Here is a 17,701-nt window from a genome sequence, read left to right as displayed (position 1 = left end):
ATGATCATCACGCTCAAGGCCGCAGCCAGCGGACAACCCGGCCGGGGCGAGTTGAGCGTGCCTGGCTGGAAGGGCGGCGAGACCGCTTTGGAGGTCACTGTCCGGCGCAGCCAGGATGGTCGTTACCTTGACTCCGATGGGACGTGGAGCAGTACCCCTGTCTGGCATGCCCTCCAGGGGCTGGCGTTTGCCAAGGATACGCTGACCGGTGAAGTAGGGCCCTGGCTGGTCGATCCCTTGTTGCTTGATCACCGGATGACCTACGAGGTGCAGTTGCGTGATGGTGTCGTCAGCGACAAGGGCGTACTGCGTATCTCCGGAACCATCCTTTCTTCGCTCGCCGCTGGAAACCCTCAAGGTGGGGAGGGTCGGGACAAGCCTGTCATTCACGCGCCCGAGAAGGTTCCGCTCGAGGAGGTTCAAGAGCCGGAAGAGATTATTGCGCTACGGGACGAACCGCGCGAAGAGCGCACGCCACCCAGGCGTTGGTGGCCATGGGCAGTGCTTGCTGCTTGCGGAGTGTTTGCGGCCGTATTGGTCGGGTACTTCTATTGGCCTTTCACTGCGACGCAGGCTCCAGAACATCTGGCCCAGTGCAGTAGCGAGGTCCTCAAGCAAAGCAGCGATGACATGGCGTTCATCCAGGCCTGCCTGAAAACCAAACCGAGCAGTGAACAAGTGCTGGAGGTCATTGCCCGCGCCAAAGAAGCCGGCCGCTGTGAATTGGCCACGCGGTTGTATGCCTATCAGGGCCAGGCCGGCGATGCCGACGTCGCGTTGGCTTATGCGCGCGAGCTCGATCCGAAAACATTCACCCCCGGCGGTTGCATCAAGGAAGCCGATGCGGAAACCGCGGCCTACTGGTACGAGATCGTGGAGTCCAGGGATGGTAAGAACCTCGAAGTCAAACAGCGTCTGGAAGAGTTGCGAAAAAAATGATGGAACACACCAGAACGAGTACGTGCCTGCATGGGTTGGCCTGGCTTGGGTTGCTGCTGATGGGCGCTTTCGCCACCCCGTTGGCCGCCGAGGAAAAACCCCTGCTGCAGGAAGGCAAGAAAACGCTCTACCAGCGCGTGCTGACCACGCCCGGTTGTCAGCTGCGCGAGAGCACCGGCGCGAGCACGGGGAAGGCTGTCCCCACCTTTACCCGGTTCTACGTTTATCAGCGTGACAAGCAATGGCTGCGGGTCGGCCCCGACAGCCTCGGCAAGAGTATCGGCTGGATCGACAAGGCCTGTTCGGTCGAATGGAAGATGCAGATGACCCTGGTCCTGACCAACCCGGCCGATCGAGAACCCCTGCTGTTTTTTCGCGAGCGCAAAACCCTCGATCAGATGGTTACCGCGGCGGACGCGAGCGCATTGCTTAAGCCCATTCGCGCCAACATGAAAAGCTCGGGACGCGATCCCAAGGTGATCGCCCGCGAGCCTGACTACTACGTCGATCCAGCGAAAAACTTCTATCTGTTGCCGGTGATCGAGGCGCAGGAAGTCATGACGAAGAAGGGCTACAGGCTACGGGTGCTGAACATCGCCTCGGTCAGTGCTCCGGCAAAAGCACAAGATGCCGAGAAGCCCGACGCGAAGAACGAAGCCAATATGCTCAAAGGCTTTTCTGCCGCGGTGGTCTTTGTCATCGACTCGACCAAATCGATGGGCCCTTACATCGATCGCACCCGGGAAGCGGTGACGAAGATCTACCAACGCGTTGAACAGGAGCAACTGCTCGATCGAGTCAAGTTCGGCCTGGTTGCCTACCGCTCCAGTATCAAGGCGGTGCCGGGCCTTGAGTATGTCAGCAAAATGTATGTCGACCCTTCAACCGTGAAGGGCGGCAGCGATTTTCTCGGCAGGGTCGCGGCGTTGAAACCGGCCAGGGTTTCCAGCAGCCGGTTCGACGAAGATGCCTATGCAGGTGTGATGCAGGCCCTGGACCAGGTCGCCTGGAACGAGTTCGGCGCCCGCTATATCGTCCTTATCAGCGACGCGGGGGCGCTTTCCGGGGGCGACGAGTTATCGGGCACCGGGCTCGACGCCGACCAGGTGCGCCTGGAAGCCAAACATAGAGGGGTGGCCATTTACACGCTGCACCTGAAAACCCCGAGTGGGGTCAAGAATCACGACTCCGCCCAGGCCCAATACATTGATCTGGCACTCAACCCCTACCTCAATAAACCCCTCTACTACCCCGTCGACGCCGGCGATGTCAGCCATTTCGGTGCCAGGATCGACGACCTGGCGAGTGCTATCACCGATCAGGTCAAGGCCGCCTACCGTGGCGACATGGCCGCCGGCAGTGCCCTGGGCGCGGATGCCGATTATGGCAAGGCAACGCCGGCGCCCACCAAGGCGGTCGCGGCCCAGCCAGCCGATGACAGCATGCTGGCCGACGCCGCATTGCTGGGACATGCCATGCGCCTGGCCTACCTGGGCGAGAAAACGGGGGCAAGCGTGCCTCCGGTATTCCAGGCCTGGATCAGTGATCGCGATCTCCTTGAGCAGCAGGTGCCGACCACGGAGGTTCGCGTCCTGCTGACCAAGGCCCAGCTCAGCGATTTGAGTGACGTGGTCCGCCGTATTGCCGATGCGGCCAACGAGGGGCTGATCTCGCCGGCCGATATGTTCGACCGCTTGCGTTCAGTGGCCGCGACCATGGGGCGTGACCCCAACCAATTGGCCAAGGGCGATTCGCCAACGCTCGGCCAGCTGGGCCTGATGGGGGAATACCTGGACGGGGTGCCCTATCCGAGCGAGGTGCTGAGCCTGGATGAAGATGAGTGGAAGCGCATGACCGGTACGCAGCAACAGGAACTCATCCGGCGCCTGAACACCAAACTCAAACTCTACCAGCGCTATAACGCGGATGTTGATCGCTGGGTGTCACTGGCAGAAGGCAGCGACCCCAGCGAGCACGTCTACCCGGTGCCGCTGGACGCGCTGCCCTGAATGGAGCAAGACCATGCTGCTGATCGAGGACCTGGGTATCAAGCGTGGCGTGGGCGCCGACAGCCTGATGATCAGCTTGCCGCGGCTGGCCTTGCACAGGGGCGAGATCGCAGCGATCACGGGTGCCAGCGGCAGTGGCAAGAGCACCTTGCTGGAGATGATTGGCCTGGTCCTGCGCCCTGAGCGGCTCGGCACCTATCGTCTGGCCACCGAACAGCCACTGGATATCGCCCGGTTGTTGCGCGAGGATCGCCATGGTCTCCTGGCCGACATTCGCGCCCAACGCCTGGGCTTTGTGCTCCAGACCGGAGGGCTGTTACCGTTTCTGCGTGTGCGGCAGAACATCGACCTGCCGCGGCGCATGCTTGGGCTGCCACGCGAAAGCGAATTGGTCGAGACCGCCATTGAACGCCTTGGATTGAGCCATTTGTTGCGCAAGTGGCCGGCCCAGCTGTCCATAGGCGAGCGGCAGCGCGTGTCGTTCGTGCGCGCCATCGCCCACCAACCGGCGTTGCTGCTGGCCGATGAGCCCACGGCAGCACTCGACCCGATCCAGGCGCGCAAGCTGTTCGAGTTGATTCTCGAGCTTGTCCAGCGCTTCCAGATAGCCGCGTTATTGGTGACCCACGATTGGGACCTGGTGCGCGACTGTGGCGTACGAAACATCGTCGGCCATCCGACTACCGACGCCGACTGTGCTGGCACGGTGTTCCATGAGAGCGCCTGAAACAGGCGGCCGACGGCGGCTGCTGCTGGAGCTGGCGGCGCGTGATCTTTGGCACGACCGCAATGTTTCCCTGTGCATCGTCGCCTCCCTCGTGGCCGTGATCGCGCCGTTGCTGCTGCTGTTCGGGCTCAAATACGGGGTAGTGACGCAACTGCGTGACAAGTTGCTCCGCGACCCGAGCAACCTGCAAGTTCAAGTGCTCGGCAACTACAAGCTCGATCGGCAGTGGTTCCAACAACTGAATGGGCTACCGGGGGTCGGCTTCAACCTGCCGCTGACCCGCTCCTTGAATACCGTGGCCGACCTCTTCCTTGACCCTGTGCATTTCGTTTCGGGCGCCGAGGTGATTCCCAGCGCCAACGGCGATCCCCTGTTGGGCGAACTGGCAGCGCCCCAGGCCTTCGACCAGGTCGTGCTGAGTGCCAGCGCGGCGCGCAAACTCGGGGTCGGCACCGGCGAGCGCATTCACCTGCTCGTGCAGCGAAAGCTCCATGACCAAGAGGAAACCGGGCAACTGGAAGTGAACGTCAGCGGCATCCTCGCCGAAGGGGCTTTCCCGCGGCCTGGGGTACTGGTCACCCTGGAGCTGCTCGAAGCTATCGAGAGCCTTCGTGATGGCGACCTGTCGCCGTTGTTTGGCCTGGAGACGGGCAACGGGCCGGCGCTGCCCCGTGAGTTCTACTCCAGTGCACGGATCTATGCCAAGGGGCTGGACGAGGTCGCCGGTATCGCCCAATGGTTGCAGCAGGGCAATATCGAGAGCAAAAACAGCGTTCATGAAATCGAATCGGTCAAGGCCATTACCCGGGTGCTGGGCCTGATCTTCTCCGTCATCGCATGGACAGCGGTCATGGGGTGCACGGCGTCGCTGGCCGGCGCCTTCCTGGCCAACATCGACCGCAAGCGCAAGGGCCTGGCGTTGTTGCGACTGCTGGGCTTTCGCCGGGCAGGGGTGGCCGCTTTTGTGATGATCCAGGCTGCGCTGCTGACATGCCTGGCCTTCATTCTGGGCTATGGCGCCTACCTGGCGGGAAGCGCGGTATTCAACCACGCGCTGGGAGTCGATATGGCAAAGGATGAGTTCGCCTGCCGATTGGAAAATATTCATGTGCTGCTGGCTTTTGTCAGTGCCTTGCTGCTCGCGGTGCTTGTCGCGGGCATAGGAGTGCTTCGTGCGATACAGATCCAACCGTCCGAAAGTCTGCGCGACATTTGAGCGTTATTGGCTCGCTGCGCTGGGTTGCCTGCTGGCCTTGGGCAGCCTGGACGCGCAGGCGGCCTGGGACGCCGAGTACTTCAACCCCATGCCGCAGGAACAGGACGTTATCCTGCCCATGCCGTGCGACGGGTCCATGGTCTTTCGCAAAATCGACGTGCCGGCGGCAAAAGGGCCGCTGGACGACTATTCCATCACGCTGGGGCAGGACAGTGACGAGTGGGGCTACCTGGAGCAGGCCCGACCCACCCAGATTGCCGGCAGTTTCGCCGACAATACCGCGAAGTCGACTCGTTATTACCTGCTGGCCAAGTATGAGCTGAGCCAACTGCAGTACCAGGCCGTGATGGCCGATTCCTGCCCGGTACCTGCGCTCATGTTGCGCCTGCCGCAGACGGGGGTGAGCTGGTTCGATGCCACCCATTTCGCCGACAAGTACACGCTGTGGTTACGCAAGAACGCTGCGAAGGCCCTGCCCAAGGAAGATGACGTCGCCGGCTTCCTGCGTCTGCCAACGGAAGTCGAATGGGAGTTTGCCGCGCGCGGCGGCATTGCCGTGTCGGCAGCCGAGTTCCGTGACATGCGCTTTCCCACGCCAGAGGGGTTGAACGCTTATGCCTGGTTCGCCGGATCACAATCGGCCAATGGCAAGCTCCAGCTCGGTGGCCTGCTCAAGCCCAACCCGGTCGGGTTGCACGACATGCTCGGCAACGTCGAGGAAATGACTTTCGAACCTTTTCACCTGAACAAGCTGAACCGCCAGCACGGCCAGGCCGGCGGCTTCATTCTGCGCGGCGGCAGCTACCTGACACCCCAGGCGGATCTGCGCACGTCGATGCGCCATGAGCAGCCGTATTACAACAATACCGGCAGTGAGCAGAGTCGCTTCAAGAGCAGTGGTTTCCGCCTCGCCCTGGTGGCGCCCACGCTGACTTCACTTGAACGGGTCAAACAGATAGAAAGCGATTGGAAAACCCTGGGTGTCCGGCCTGAAACCGCCAGTTCCGAGGGGCAGCAGGCGGCCAGCAAGGATCCGGTCAAGGAGATCACCAGCATCGCCGCCGGCGTCGAAGACAATGCGCTCAAGTTGCAGCTGGAACAGCTACGCAGCGATCTGCGCGCCAACACCCTGGCACGTGACGAGCAGCGCGACCACGCGATCCGTTCGGAGCTGCAACTGGGGACATTTCTTTGCACCAAGATGAAGGATGATGCAGAGCTTCTCGACTTGAACGAGAAGCTCTTCAAGATGACCTGCGCAGCGCAGAGCACCCTGGACAAATCGACCTGTCCTGCCCGTCGCAAGCGGCTCGACGAGCAGGGTAAAGTGCTCGACTTCCTGCAAAACTACTACGCCGATACGGTCGTCAACGGTGCCCTCAACTACAGTCAGGCGACGGTAGAGCCGCAGGTGGGTGTGGTGGCCCAGCAAATGGCCGCGCGCGGCAAGAACAACCTGCGCACTTACCTCGACACCTACTGGAACCACCTGCAAGGCTACATGCAGAGTGGCAAGGTCGCCCGCAGTCACTGGCTCGAGAAGTGCAAATCCATCCCGACCGAAGGAGCAAAGACATGAACCCGGCACCCACTCGTCAACGCGTTCTGACAGGCCTCCTGCTGGTTTGCTTCCTGAACCTGGCGGGCTGCCAGGGTTCGGGGTCGATGTATTCCGATAGCCAGGCACCGGTGGATCCGCGCATAGCCAATAGCCGCTCCGCGGAATTTTTCAGCACCTCGGGGTGGCAGGCTTGCGCGGGTGGTGCAGGGGTCGGAATCCTCGGTTGCATGTTGGGCAACCCGAGTAACCAGACCCAATGCATGCTGATCTCGGCCGCTGTCATGTGCGGCGTCGGCATGGGCGCCAATTACTATCTGGATTACCTTCGCACCCGATACGCCAATGACGAACAGCGTCTGGATGCCATGACCGCCGACGTACGCAAGGACAACCAGGAGTTGCGCGCCCTCACGCAGTCTGCCCGCAGCGTGATCAACGACGACAAGCAAAAGATTGCCCAGATAAAAAAGGCCAACACAGCCAATCAACAGCAGCGCAGCAGAGCCCAGCAACAGCTGGCCGAAATCGATTCCAACACCGCCTTCCTCAAGGACAAACTGGCCAATGCCCAGGCCAAGCACCAGGAGTGGCAGAAGGTGGCGGTTTCCCAGCATGGCTCGGGTGCACGAATGGATGCCCTGAACGCGGAAATCAACAACATGCAGCAGCAGATTACTGCCTTGCAGAACGAAATCGACCAGCTGTCCCAGCAGCGTTCCTCCATTCGATTGGGCTGAGGATCGAGCCATGCACGCACTCATTCGTTGCACGCTGGCTTCTGGCCTGATCGGCCTGGGCGGGTGCGCGGTCACTGCTGCCGATTGTGACCCGAACAATGCAGACGCCAGCTTCAACACCAAGTTCGGTTGCAACGTGCAAGGCGTCTATGCCCAGCGAGTCACCGAGAAAGAGAAGGTTCTGCTCGATGAACAGGAGGCCAATCGGTTGTTCCGCAACGTTTACGCGGCCATCGAAAAAGAGCGCGCCAGCGTCAGCAGCGAGCTTGGCCAGCAACAACGTGCCAATGACGAGCTGAACCGCTCGCTGAAAGCTTTGCTCGCCAGGCTCAACGAGAAGTCCAAGGGCAACCAGCGCGTCCAGGCGCAGATCAGCCAACTGGAAAAGGACATGGCCAAGGTCAACGACTCTGACGAAAAAGCCGTGATGCAGAAGCAGTATGAGTTGCAGCGTTTGCGCGACAACGTGGCCGATCTGGAAAGCGGCCTGGGATTGCGTTGAGTACCCTGAAGCCAAGGCAGGAATCACTCGAACATGAAACGAATCGCTCGTCAGTCCACACAAAACCAGAGTGCCGCCGATGTACTGGCCGGCCACGAGGAACTGATCGGCATTCTGAAACGCCACTTGCCGCCGAGTACGGCGACCCTGTTTGCCAAACCCAAAGCGGTTGAAGGGGACGTCATCGAGTGGTACAGCGACCTGGGTGGGCAGCCTTTGCCTTTCACCCAGTTGCCGGCCAGGGAGGCGGCCGAGGTTCGCCACCTGCTCGGTGAACGTCTTGCAGCGGTGGAGCGTCTGGCAACGCAGCTCCAAGGGCAGGGCGCAGATGGCCAGCGGCAGGCAAGCCTGTTGCGCCAGGCCGCTCGCTACCCCGCCGACAGCAACCTCTTCAGCCTGAACGGGCAACCGGTGCTGACCTTCTGGGGCGGTGGACAGCCCCCGCCAGCGATCATCCCAGGGCGGTCCGTCGCGGCTGTAGAGGGTGCGGGCGCGCAGGAGAGCGCCGCGGTTGAGGGGCGGCCGCCCCGTCGTTGGTGGCTCTGGGCATTATTGCTGCTGCTTTTGCTCGCGCTCCTGGCAGCGCTCTGGTGGTGGCTGTTCTGCCGCGAGAAGCCGGTGGAGGTGCCGCCGCCCGTGGTGCCTCCTCAAGTCGAGGAGCCCAGGCAAGTGCCGCCGGCGCCTGAACCAGAACCTGAACCAGTGGCTAAACCTGAATCTGAGCCTGAGCCTGCGCCTCAACCGGTGCCTGAGCCTCAACCGGAGCCCAAGCCTGCGCCGCCGCCAGCACCGCCGCCACCTCCACCCAAGCCAGTACCACCGCCTAAACCTGATCCAGTCGAGGCACTGGCCAAGCGTGTTGATGCGGCCGGCAGCAACTGCACCACCTTGCAGGGCATGTTGACCCAGGAGCCGCTGCTCAAGAGCAACCCGGCCCTGAAGACCCGGGTTACCGAGCAGCTCCAGCGTCACTGCAAAGAACAGATGATCACCAATGCGAAGAATCTCTGTCCGGATCAACGCCCCAAGGAACTGGCCCCGGAATTGTTGATTGTCTTCGATGCGTCCGGGTCGATGGACATCAGCCTGCTGGCCACCGATGAAGATCTCGAAAGAGCCGGTATGGAGGAGAAGATGGACAGGTTCGCCCGGATGATGACCGGGACGTCAGACACCAGGGCCCGGGAGTATGTGGTGCGTGAGCCCAAGCGCATCACGGCAGCCAAGCAGGCCACCAGCGCGGTCGTGCGGCAACTGTCCAGTGACATCAATGTCGGCCTGGTGCTGGTCGAGGACTGCCCACAGGCCACGAGCGTGGGTTACTTCTCCCCGGGGCAGCGCGGCAATCTGCTGTCGCGCATTGCGGCCATTCAACCCGTCAAGAGCACGCCTCTGGCGGATGGCATCGCCAAGGCCGGGCAGATGCTCGATGGCGTCAATCGTGAGTCGGTGATGCTGGTCGTCTCCGATGGCGTCGAAAGCTGCGGCCGCGACCCTTGTACCGTGGCACGCGCCCTGGCCCGCAGCAAACCCCACTTGAAGATCAATGTGATCGACATTCTCGGCACCGGCGCGGGTAACTGCCTGGCGCAGCTGACTGGCGGCAAGGTCTTCACGGCCAATAACGTCAACGAGTTGTCCTCGATGACCACGCGCGCAGCTCAAGACGTCATGGTCCCCGAGCATTGCAAGCGTTGACGGGAGCTAGGGACAACGCTTCAGCAGAGCGTTCTCCTGTCCAGAACCCTGAACCTCAAGTGCACGGATGTGCCCTGTTTTTCCTGGATGGTCAGACTCGCTTCGCCGCCGAAGCTTTCCATGATCTGCTTGACCATGATGAACCCTATACCGAGCCTGCCGTGTCGGGTGGTGTAGAAAGACTTGTAGGCCATCATTTGCTGTTGTCGTGCAGAGCCACCCCCGGTGTCGCCAATGGTGAGGTTCAGCCACTGTTGGGCTTCATCCACGCTCGTCTGGATAGTCAGTTTTCCTGCTGTCGGCATCGCTTCTATGGCATTGGCAATGACGCTATTGAAAATCTGCGAAAGCAAAAGCGGATGACTGATTATCCAGGGCGAGGGCTCATTCTTGAACTCGACCTGGATTTTTGCATGACGCAGTTGCGCGCTGAAACTGTCGAGTGTCGCCTGTAGCATCGGCATCGGATCCACCCGTTCTGCCTCGCCGCGGATCGGGCCCAGGCACAGCAGTAATTCCTGCACCCAGCGCGACATCCGATCCACCTGGCCGACAATGTCTTCGATCTGCTTCTTTGCAGGCTGGCCTTCCATGTCTTTCGCCAACTCTGCGCTGGAACGGATGCAGGCCAGTGGATTCCGAAGGCTGTGGGCGACGGCGGTGGACATTTCACCCAAGCCAACGTAGGTCTTGTTGGCAACGACTTGCTCCTCTTGCGAGGCCAATTGAACCGAGGTTCGTCGAGCAATCCGGTAAATCGCGAAATAAAGCAGCAGGCCGCCCATCGTGGTCAGCCAGATTATCCAGTGCCCGCGATTGAGGCGTTCAATCAGGTCGAAGGGCTCCCGGTAAATTTCAACCACCGCCAGAATGTTGCCCTGGCCATCGGCGAGAGGGATGTAACTCTCGATGAAGAACTTTTTCGGCGGGTGCAGGAATTTCTGCTCGCTGCGGCCTGCATCAACCTTACTGTATCGAGTGGATATACGTTCTTTGGAGTTGAATGCCTCTTTCAGCTCGTCATTCAAGAATACTTGCCCAACCAACTTCGGGTTGGTGGACCAGATGACGGTTCCAAGGGGAGAGTAAATGGAGATCAGGAGCGAGTTTGGCAGACGCGATAGATAATCCACGAGCTCGGAGCTGACAGCCTGGCTGCTCTGCCTGGTTTCTTCTGACGTCCTCTCATGTTGAACGAATGGCCGGCCTTCCTCGATCTGCATGGCCGCCAGCCCGCGATGACGTATCTCGCCTTTTGCAATGGTCTGGATGAACTGCGCCGACATCAGGGCATCGCGTTCAAGACTTTCCGCGACCAGGAAGTTTGTCGAAAAAGAACCCAACCCAAACGCTATGACGCTGATGAGCAGGAAACTGGCGATCGAAAACCAGCGCAGGAGATTGAATTGTCGAGTGGGTGCAATCGCGTCAGCCGTTCTACGGTGAAAGCGTTTATGCAATACGTCGATTGCCGGCATAGGGCGTACTCCTGGGTATGCTGTGGAAGTTCCAGCAACTTCAACCACTCATCCAAGCCCTGCAGGAGCAGCACTATCCATGCCAATGATTTGTCCGGATGACATGCCCAACACCTGTGCAACGCCGCGCTTGGTGGTGCGCCTTGCAATCATTTCGCCAGAAAAAACACCAGGCACCAAGCGGGTTTCACAACCCATGTTTGGGGGGATTTCCCCTGCGTTTGGGATAGCGATTGCTCAGGAGGCGTTCACGCTCACGCCTGATCCATCGCCTCGGCCATCCCCTGATCCTCACCCAGAAAGCCACCACTCTGATGCTGCCAGAGCCGCGCGTAGGTGCCGTTTCTTTCCAGCAGTTGAGCGTGGGTGCCTTGTTCGATGATGCGTCCCTCATCCATGACAATCAGCCGATCCATGGCCGCAATTGTCGACAGTCGATGGGCGATGGCGATGACGGTCTTGCCCTGCATCATTTCATCGAGGCTTTCCTGGATGGCGACTTCGACTTCGGAGTCCAGGGCGCTGGTGGCCTCGTCGAGTAACAGGATCGGAGCGTTCTTGAGCATCACCCGGGCGATGGCGATGCGTTGGCGCTGGCCGCCCGAGAGCTTGATGCCACGCTCACCCACCAAGGTGTCATAGCCGCTATGGCCTTGCCGATCGCTCAATTGACTGATGAAACCGTCGGCCTGGGCATTGGCCGCGGCGCTGCGGATCTGCGCGTCGGTGGCGTCCGGGCGACCGTAGGCGATGTTGTCGCGAATGGAGCGGTGCAACAGGGATGTGTCCTGAGTGACCATGCCGATGGCGCTGCGCAGACTGTCCTGGGTCACCTGGGCGATGTTTTGCCCGTCGATGCGAATCTCGCCGCTGTCTACGTCATAGAAGCGCAGCAGCAGGTTGATCAGCGTCGATTTGCCTGCACCGGAACGACCCACCAGGCCGATCTTTTCGCCTGGGCGGATGTTCAGGCTCAAGCCGTCGAGCACCTGGCGTTCACCGTTGTAGTTGAAGCTCACCTTGTCAAAGGTTACCGCGCCGCCAGAGGGCACCAGCACGCTGGCGTTCGGCGCGTCCTGGACCTTGGGGCCCCGGGTCAGGGTGGCCATGCCATCCTGCACGGTGCCGATGTTTTCGAACAGCGAAGTCATTTGCCACATGATCCAATGCGACATGCCATTGATACGCAACGCCATGGCTGTGATGGCCGCCACGGCACCTGCACCGACCTCACCCTGGTGCCATAGCCACAGGGCATAGCCACCTGCTGCCATGATCAACGCCACCACCAACGCCTGGTTCACGATCTCGAACTGGCTGACCAGGCGCATCTGGCGAAAGCCGGTTTGCTTGAAATCCTCCATCGCCGCGCGCGCAAAATGCGCTTCACGATTGGAGTGGGAGAACAGTTTCACTGTGGTGATATTGGTGTAGGCGTCGGAAATACGCCCCGTCATTGACGATCGCGCATGGGCCTGTTCCTGCCCGACTTGCCCCAGGCGAGGCACGAAGTACAGCATGGCCAGCCCGAACAACGCGACCCAGGCAATAAAAGGCAGCATGAGTTTCAGGGCGAAGCCGCCGGCCAGTGCGATGATCGCAATGAAGTAAACGCCGATTCCGGGTGCGATTTCGATGAGGGTGAACAGGACTTCGCGCACGGCCAATGCCGTCTGCATCACCTTGGTCGTGACCCGGCCTGAGAATTCATCGGAAAAGAATGAGAGGCTTTGACGCAGCATCAGCCGATGGAAGTCCCAGCGCAGGCGTAGCGGCAGATTGATCGCCAATATCTGGTGCTGCACCATGGTGCGAAGGGCCACCAGCCCGATGCTGGTGAGCAATACAATCGCGATCCCCCACAGCACTCGACTTTCCTGCCCGTTCGCATCGCCACCGGCCTGCCATGTCGAGAGCAGGTCCACGACCTGCCCAAGAAAGGAAAACAGCCAGGCTTCGTAGATCGACACACTGGCACTGAGCAGCGCAAGCAAAAGGACATAACCGCGGGCGCCTCGCATGCAGGCCCACAGGAACCGCATCAGGCCGACAGGCGGTGGTGGAGCTTCGTCGGGGGGAAATGGGTCGAGCCTTTGTTCAAACACGCGAAGCATTGTGGTCTCCGAATTGGTCAGCGTGAGGGGATTCTGCCATTTAATGGTTGCTTTGCGGGTTTGCAGGTTGAGTAATATGGCTAGGGGCCATGCCTCTGCACTAATCAGTTACCATTGGTATAAGGGAATAGTTAGCGACTACTCGCAAGCGTTCCACATGGAAGGGAATCAATAAACATGGATGGTGTGCATTCTGTGCAGGTTATTGCCGTGACCGGCGCAAAGGGCGGCGTCGGCAAGACGACTGTCGCGGTGAATCTTTCGTTGGCGCTTGCGAAACTTGGAAGGCGAGTGGTATTGCTTGATGGCGATCTTGGCTTGGCCAATATCGATACGCTGTTGGGGCTTTCCCGTCAGTACACGCTTGCCGATTTGATTGAAGGTCGCTGTGAGCTGTCCGATGTGCTTGTGCACGGTCCGGGCGGGGTACGAATCGCCCCCGCGGCTTCAGGCATCCAGAGCATGGCTCATTTGTCTGCGGCCCAGCACGCAGGCCTGATCCAGGCCTTCAGTGAAATCGGGGACAGTCTCGATGTGCTGGTCATTGACACGGCTGCAGGCATCGGCGCGTCGGTGATCAGTCTCGTCCGGGCGGCCCACGAAGTCCTGTTGGTGGTCTGCGACGAACCGGCTTCGATCACCGATGCCTACGCACTGATCAAACTGCTCAATCGTGATTACGGCTTAGTCCGCTTCCGCGTGATGGTCAATATGGCGCGTAGCCCTCAGGAGGGTCGCGCCCTGTTCGCCAAACTGGCCAAGGTCACCGATCACTTCCTCGACGTTTCCCTGCGGTATGTGGGAATGGTGCCGTACGATGAATATGCGCGTAGGGCGGTGCGCAAGCAGCGAGCGGTCTACGAACAATTTCCGCACTCGAAGTGCGCCCAGGCATTTCAGGAAATCGCTTTGAAGGTTGACGCTTGGCCTTTACCGGATTCCCCTGGAGGGCATATGGAGTTCTTCGTCGAGCGACTTGTCGAACATTCGAGAAAGCCGTAAAGAGCCTCAAGAGAGGGAGATGAGAAAAGGGACAGATGTTTTTTTCCGGATTTATTTTTTCTGGAAAATAAATCCGTCCCGTTTTTGCGCTGCGTTTTCGCGCTGTCGCAGCCTTGTCGGGATTTTCAGGCTAGTAATGTAAGTCGTCTTCGTTATCTCGCAGGTGGCAGTACCACCCATACAGCGAAGCAACAAGGATGACAACGATCATAGCTATCAGGATGAAGATCAGATAACGCATCGTACTCGGCTGCCTTTTTGGTGCGAGTGTATGGTTGGGATGCGTCCTTGCTGGGGAGCGAATTTAAGCCACGTGGGCAAACTGCTGTCTGTAGGGCAATGCCCTATATGGCGGCTTGTTTTCCTTAGAAGGGGCTAGGGGGTTGCGGTGGGGGTGGCCATTAAACGGCCAGTACCTTTACTTCAAGGATTTTTCGTAAAGCACGGGGGCGCTGTAGAGGCAGCAGGGGTCGAATGTGCAGTTACACTCGAGAGGTGGCTTGGCTAGCAATCAGGGTGCTAGCGTAAGGAAAATTGGCAAGAGCGTCAAAATGACTCTAGAAGAACTTGCAATTGAAGAAGCTGCTATTGCGTTCGCGAAGGCTCAGCGTGCCTCAATCGCCCGAAAAATTGCCAACACCGACATCTTTATTCCTGAAAAATCGCCGATAACTGTTTTCATGGCCGGGTCACCAGGTGCGGGCAAGACCGAGGTCTCCAAAGCTATGGTGGAGGCTTTTGAAAGCGGGGACTTGGGCTTTGCAAGGCAGCGTGTGCTCCGTATCGATCCTGATGAATTTCGAAGCTTGCTTCCTGGGTACACTGGATGTAACTCATATTTGTTCCAGCGGGCAGTAACAAAGATTCTCGAAAAGGTTTTGGATCGTGCATTTGAAAAGCGTTTATCGTTCATTCTCGATGGGACGATGGCGAATATCGAGGTGGCAAAACGAAATATTGATAGGGTATTGAGGTATGGTGGCGTTGCACAAATCATGTATGTCTATCAGCGGCCGGAGTTGGCTTGGGATTTTGTAAAAGCTCGGGAGATAACCGAGGGGCGAAACATTCCAATGGATGAGTTCGTTCGCCAATACTTGGCTGTGCGTAGGAACATCGCCGAACTAAGACGCTGCTACGACGTAAATGTTTATGTTGATCTACTCATTAAAAATACTGATGGCTCAGACGAGTCATACGAGGAAGGCGTTTCGGCGGAGCAGATTGACGCTATGCTTCCTGAAACCTATGATCAGGTTGAGCTCATCAAGCTCCTAACCGAGGTCGACAGAAATGACTGCAGCTAAGACCGGAAAAACCAGTCCTATGGCTGAATTTTTCTGCAATGCGTCCCCAGAGACGAAACGGGGCGTGTTCAAAAATGTGATCCGCAAGGCCATTGCTTCTCAACGCGATGTTGTCGAGAAAGCAGAGGCCATCAAGAACGCACACAAAACTGAGAAGACTTCAGCTTACTCGGATCGTGAGACTGACGAAAAAGCTCAGCTCAGCAAAGTGTCGTAATGCTCTTATGCGTTCGAATCGCAGCAGGTTTCCCCGAAAATCCGATACCGGATCTCTGGCATCGGATTTTTTATGTTTGTTCAGTAGGATCTGCTCGAGATCGACGACCTTTTCAACTTCTGCAGCGCGACGCCAGACTGCACAAAACACACTCAAAGCGAAGCCGATTCCTGTGGTGAGCGTACCAGCGTAGGCAGTGCGCACCTTGGGCGGTGATGAGAGCTTCAGTTCTTGTGTCGTAAGCTCAGAAACGACAAAGCCCTGAATAATCAGGGCTTTGTCGTATCAAATATGGCGGAGGCGATGGGATTCGAACTCATGGACCTGTTACAGTCGACGGTTTTCAAGTCCGCTACAGAAGTCCCCTGAGTCCATAGCTTACAGCTTTTTTTCGTTCCAATACTTTTTTTTTGCAGCACCTCTGTAGACCGCATTCTACAAGGGCTGCTGTTTGAGTTTTATAACAGTTTTTTTGACTAATTTTGACGGCCTGGCAAGGGCGTAGACGCGACAGTAAACACATTCAGTTATGCCGCCCAAGGTAGCTCAAAGTGCAGACTCGCTTCTGACCGAAAGCTGTCTATCGTGAAGGGCCGAGTTCGACCCAAAGCTGCCGGTCAGCGAGGACAGAAATCGGCCAAGATGCAGACGATCAAAGGCTCCGTTCAAGCTGACGCGCCTTAAACGCAAGAAAACAAGCTAACGGAGCTGGGATATCGATGACTCTTGAGGTAGATTCGGCATCAGACAACAGCGCGTTGCTAAAAAAATACCACGGAGAGGCATCTATGGCTGGAAGCGAAATCGTAGTGATCATCCCTGAGGCACACGGGGAAATGATCCCTATCATCCAACGCTGCCTGATGTCCGTCAGGGAAGAACTGAGAGATGATCCCTATATAATTGAAGCGATAAAGGTTTTACAGGTCGGAGGTTACAGGAGTTCGATTGGATCCTTTTGGAATGCTGTTGTAGACGATTTACGTAATAAAATTATGTTCCGAAGCGTTAAGTTGTTTAATCAGTCAGTCGATGTTGGCAGAAAAATTGAGACCTATGAAGACTTCCAGAACTACGTTAATGATGATCAACTGATTGATGGTGCGTACAAAATTGGCGTTGTGGGATGGGAGGCTAGTAAGGTTCTGCGCCACGCAAAAGAAACTAGACATATATTTTCTGGGCACCCAAAAAGCAGTGATCCATCAATAATTAAAGTTCTATCCATGATGGATGACTGCATAAAATATGTTTTAAATGCAGAGTATCCTGCACAAATAATTGATGTGAATGATTATGTTTCGAATTTGTCGGAGGCTAATTTTGATCGCAATGTTGTCGCTATTGAAAGCGCGCTGGGTGATCTGCCAGAAGTTTACAAGAACGAATTGGCAAATAGGCTCTACACATCTTATATTCATCCGCAATCCACAAGCATCCTGAGGTCTAATATTGAATTTGTCGCTCCCATCCTATGGCGAGTTCTGCCAAAGAATATTCGTATTCAAGTTGCGAGAAGGGTTGACCAAGAACTACAAAAAGCGCAGGCAGATGTTACCCAAGCAGCATTTGCGTTTATTGGACATGTAAAAAGCCAAGGGTATCTCTCGGTTGTTGCCCGAAGATACCAAATTGCTCCTTTAGTAAATGCCCTCACAGAGGCATTTGACGATTTTCCACGTGAAAACGAAGCGGTTAAGAACCTAGTCCCTTATGCTAGTTTAGTGCCAGAAGATTTGCTTGCAGAGTATGTCGCCGGACTAACAAAAACATATGTGGGTCGAATGGGATCTAGCGCCCGTTGGAGCAGGACCGATTTTTTCGCAGACTCAGCTGCTATATATATTACTGATATGTTCAAATTATTCGATGATCACGCCGCTAGTTACTTTGTTGAAGCTATAAAGCAAAGTGACTTATTGAAGCGACGAATTCAGGCGCCCGCGAAGCTTAGAAGATTGAGGGTTCTAGCTAACATTGTTGCCGAGAAAATTTCAGGAACTTTTCAGGAGAGAGCTTTTATTGAGAGCTTATGCTCCGAAAATAAGGAAGACGAGTTTTTTGCACTGTTACGCTAGAACGCAATTTAAGAAAAGATGATCGCCGGAGGTTCGTCTGCTTAGTTTGCGATTCTTCGTATGCGGTCCAAGAAGCGCCGGCGTACGAAAGACTCCGCCTATTCACCCTGGTGGAT

At 57.5% G+C, this 17,701-nt stretch carries 14 protein-coding genes; 12 read left to right on the top strand and 2 right to left on the bottom strand.

Translation table 11 applies throughout. The features are described from left to right. The 8 genes from ACM6I6_RS19630 (at nucleotide 1) to ACM6I6_RS19595 (ending at nucleotide 9,389) form a co-directional block, all read left to right on the top strand. Nucleotides 1–939, top strand: a complete 939-nt coding sequence (locus ACM6I6_RS19630) for a hypothetical protein (protein WP_274075878.1) — start codon at nucleotides 1–3, stop codon at nucleotides 937–939. A 59-nt stretch (nucleotides 940–998) separates the two neighbouring features. Then, entirely contained in the window at nucleotides 999–2,948 is a 1,950-nt protein-coding gene (locus tag ACM6I6_RS19625; protein WP_414920603.1) for a vWA domain-containing protein, read from the top strand. A 13-nt stretch (nucleotides 2,949–2,961) separates the two neighbouring features. After that, nucleotides 2,962–3,675 carry an ABC transporter ATP-binding protein gene (locus ACM6I6_RS19620; RefSeq protein ID WP_323606417.1) on the top strand — a complete coding sequence of 238 codons (714 nt, stop codon included), beginning with the start codon at nucleotides 2,962–2,964 and terminating at the stop codon, nucleotides 3,673–3,675. Continuing rightward, on the top strand, nucleotides 3,662–4,891 hold the full coding sequence (locus tag ACM6I6_RS19615; protein WP_323606416.1) for an ABC transporter permease: 1,230 nt from the start codon (nucleotides 3,662–3,664) through the stop codon (nucleotides 4,889–4,891). The genes ACM6I6_RS19620 and ACM6I6_RS19615 overlap by 14 nt, the downstream gene beginning before the upstream one ends. Nucleotides 4,892–4,979: 88 nt before the next feature. After that, the gene (locus tag ACM6I6_RS19610) at nucleotides 4,980–6,470 is read left to right on the top strand and encodes a formylglycine-generating enzyme family protein (RefSeq protein ID WP_414920602.1); all 1,491 of its coding nucleotides are present in this window, start codon (nucleotides 4,980–4,982) and stop codon (nucleotides 6,468–6,470) included. Further along, nucleotides 6,467–7,189, top strand: a complete 723-nt coding sequence (locus ACM6I6_RS19605; protein ID WP_274075881.1) for a hypothetical protein — start codon at nucleotides 6,467–6,469, stop codon at nucleotides 7,187–7,189. The genes ACM6I6_RS19610 and ACM6I6_RS19605 overlap by 4 nt, the downstream gene beginning before the upstream one ends. Before the next feature lie 10 nt (nucleotides 7,190–7,199). Beyond that, the gene (locus ACM6I6_RS19600) at nucleotides 7,200–7,691 is read left to right on the top strand and encodes a hypothetical protein (protein ID WP_274075882.1); all 492 of its coding nucleotides are present in this window, start codon (nucleotides 7,200–7,202) and stop codon (nucleotides 7,689–7,691) included. Between the two features lie 33 nt (nucleotides 7,692–7,724). Next, nucleotides 7,725–9,389, top strand: coding sequence for a hypothetical protein (locus tag ACM6I6_RS19595; RefSeq protein ID WP_414920571.1), 1,665 nt, complete (start codon nucleotides 7,725–7,727; stop codon nucleotides 9,387–9,389). A gap of 20 nt (nucleotides 9,390–9,409) precedes the next feature. On the opposite strand, the gene ACM6I6_RS19590 is transcribed toward ACM6I6_RS19595, so the two are convergent. Further along, entirely contained in the window at nucleotides 9,410–10,867 is a 1,458-nt protein-coding gene (locus tag ACM6I6_RS19590) for a sensor histidine kinase (RefSeq protein WP_414920570.1), read from the bottom strand. A 254-nt stretch (nucleotides 10,868–11,121) separates the two neighbouring features. Further along, on the bottom strand, nucleotides 11,122–12,981 hold the full coding sequence (locus tag ACM6I6_RS19585) for an ABC transporter ATP-binding protein (protein ID WP_274075885.1): 1,860 nt from the start codon (nucleotides 12,979–12,981) through the stop codon (nucleotides 11,122–11,124). Between the two features lie 177 nt (nucleotides 12,982–13,158). On the opposite strand from ACM6I6_RS19585, the gene ACM6I6_RS19580 reads away from it, so the two are divergent. From ACM6I6_RS19580 to ACM6I6_RS19565, 4 genes are all read left to right on the top strand, one after another. Then, nucleotides 13,159–13,983, top strand: a complete 825-nt coding sequence (locus tag ACM6I6_RS19580; RefSeq protein ID WP_323606412.1) for a MinD/ParA family protein — start codon at nucleotides 13,159–13,161, stop codon at nucleotides 13,981–13,983. A 551-nt stretch (nucleotides 13,984–14,534) separates the two neighbouring features. Then, nucleotides 14,535–15,290, top strand: coding sequence for a zeta toxin family protein (locus ACM6I6_RS19575; RefSeq protein WP_274075887.1), 756 nt, complete (start codon nucleotides 14,535–14,537; stop codon nucleotides 15,288–15,290). Further along, nucleotides 15,277–15,507, top strand: coding sequence for a hypothetical protein (locus ACM6I6_RS19570; RefSeq protein ID WP_406592683.1), 231 nt, complete (start codon nucleotides 15,277–15,279; stop codon nucleotides 15,505–15,507). The genes ACM6I6_RS19575 and ACM6I6_RS19570 overlap by 14 nt, the downstream gene beginning before the upstream one ends. Nucleotides 15,508–16,226: 719 nt before the next feature. Beyond that, complete coding sequence (locus ACM6I6_RS19565; RefSeq protein ID WP_414920569.1) at nucleotides 16,227–17,585, top strand: hypothetical protein; 1,359 nt, start codon at nucleotides 16,227–16,229, stop codon at nucleotides 17,583–17,585. Nucleotides 17,586–17,701: the final 116 nt, after the last annotated feature.

This window comes from Pseudomonas sp. IT-P218 (assembly GCF_949767605.1).
GTDB classification, from domain to species: domain Bacteria; phylum Pseudomonadota; class Gammaproteobacteria; order Pseudomonadales; family Pseudomonadaceae; genus Aquipseudomonas; species Aquipseudomonas putida_AE.
The sequence above is the reverse complement of the archived record's forward strand: the minus strand, read 5'-3'. Positions and strand labels throughout refer to the sequence as shown.

What these genes read in the sequence shown, in the direction of transcription:
- ACM6I6_RS19630 (WP_274075878.1), top strand. Translation starts at nt 1, where the DNA reads ATGATCATCACGCTCAAGGCCGCAGCCAGCGGACAACCCGGCCGGGGC.
- ACM6I6_RS19625 (WP_414920603.1), top strand. Translation starts at nt 999, where the DNA reads ATGGGCGCTTTCGCCACCCCGTTGGCCGCCGAGGAAAAACCCCTGCTG.
- ACM6I6_RS19620 (WP_323606417.1), top strand. Translation starts at nt 2,962, where the DNA reads ATGCTGCTGATCGAGGACCTGGGTATCAAGCGTGGCGTGGGCGCCGAC.
- ACM6I6_RS19615 (WP_323606416.1), top strand. Translation starts at nt 3,662, where the DNA reads ATGAGAGCGCCTGAAACAGGCGGCCGACGGCGGCTGCTGCTGGAGCTG.
- ACM6I6_RS19610 (WP_414920602.1), top strand. Translation starts at nt 4,980, where the DNA reads ATGCCGCAGGAACAGGACGTTATCCTGCCCATGCCGTGCGACGGGTCC.
- ACM6I6_RS19605 (WP_274075881.1), top strand. Translation starts at nt 6,467, where the DNA reads ATGAACCCGGCACCCACTCGTCAACGCGTTCTGACAGGCCTCCTGCTG.
- ACM6I6_RS19600 (WP_274075882.1), top strand. Translation starts at nt 7,200, where the DNA reads ATGCACGCACTCATTCGTTGCACGCTGGCTTCTGGCCTGATCGGCCTG.
- ACM6I6_RS19595 (WP_414920571.1), top strand. Translation starts at nt 7,725, where the DNA reads ATGAAACGAATCGCTCGTCAGTCCACACAAAACCAGAGTGCCGCCGAT.
- ACM6I6_RS19590 (WP_414920570.1), bottom strand. Translation starts at nt 10,867, where the DNA reads ATGCCGGCAATCGACGTATTGCATAAACGCTTTCACCGTAGAACGGCT.
- ACM6I6_RS19585 (WP_274075885.1), bottom strand. Translation starts at nt 12,981, where the DNA reads ATGCTTCGCGTGTTTGAACAAAGGCTCGACCCATTTCCCCCCGACGAA.
- ACM6I6_RS19580 (WP_323606412.1), top strand. Translation starts at nt 13,159, where the DNA reads ATGGATGGTGTGCATTCTGTGCAGGTTATTGCCGTGACCGGCGCAAAG.
- ACM6I6_RS19575 (WP_274075887.1), top strand. Translation starts at nt 14,535, where the DNA reads ATGACTCTAGAAGAACTTGCAATTGAAGAAGCTGCTATTGCGTTCGCG.
- ACM6I6_RS19570 (WP_406592683.1), top strand. Translation starts at nt 15,277, where the DNA reads ATGACTGCAGCTAAGACCGGAAAAACCAGTCCTATGGCTGAATTTTTC.
- ACM6I6_RS19565 (WP_414920569.1), top strand. Translation starts at nt 16,227, where the DNA reads ATGACTCTTGAGGTAGATTCGGCATCAGACAACAGCGCGTTGCTAAAA.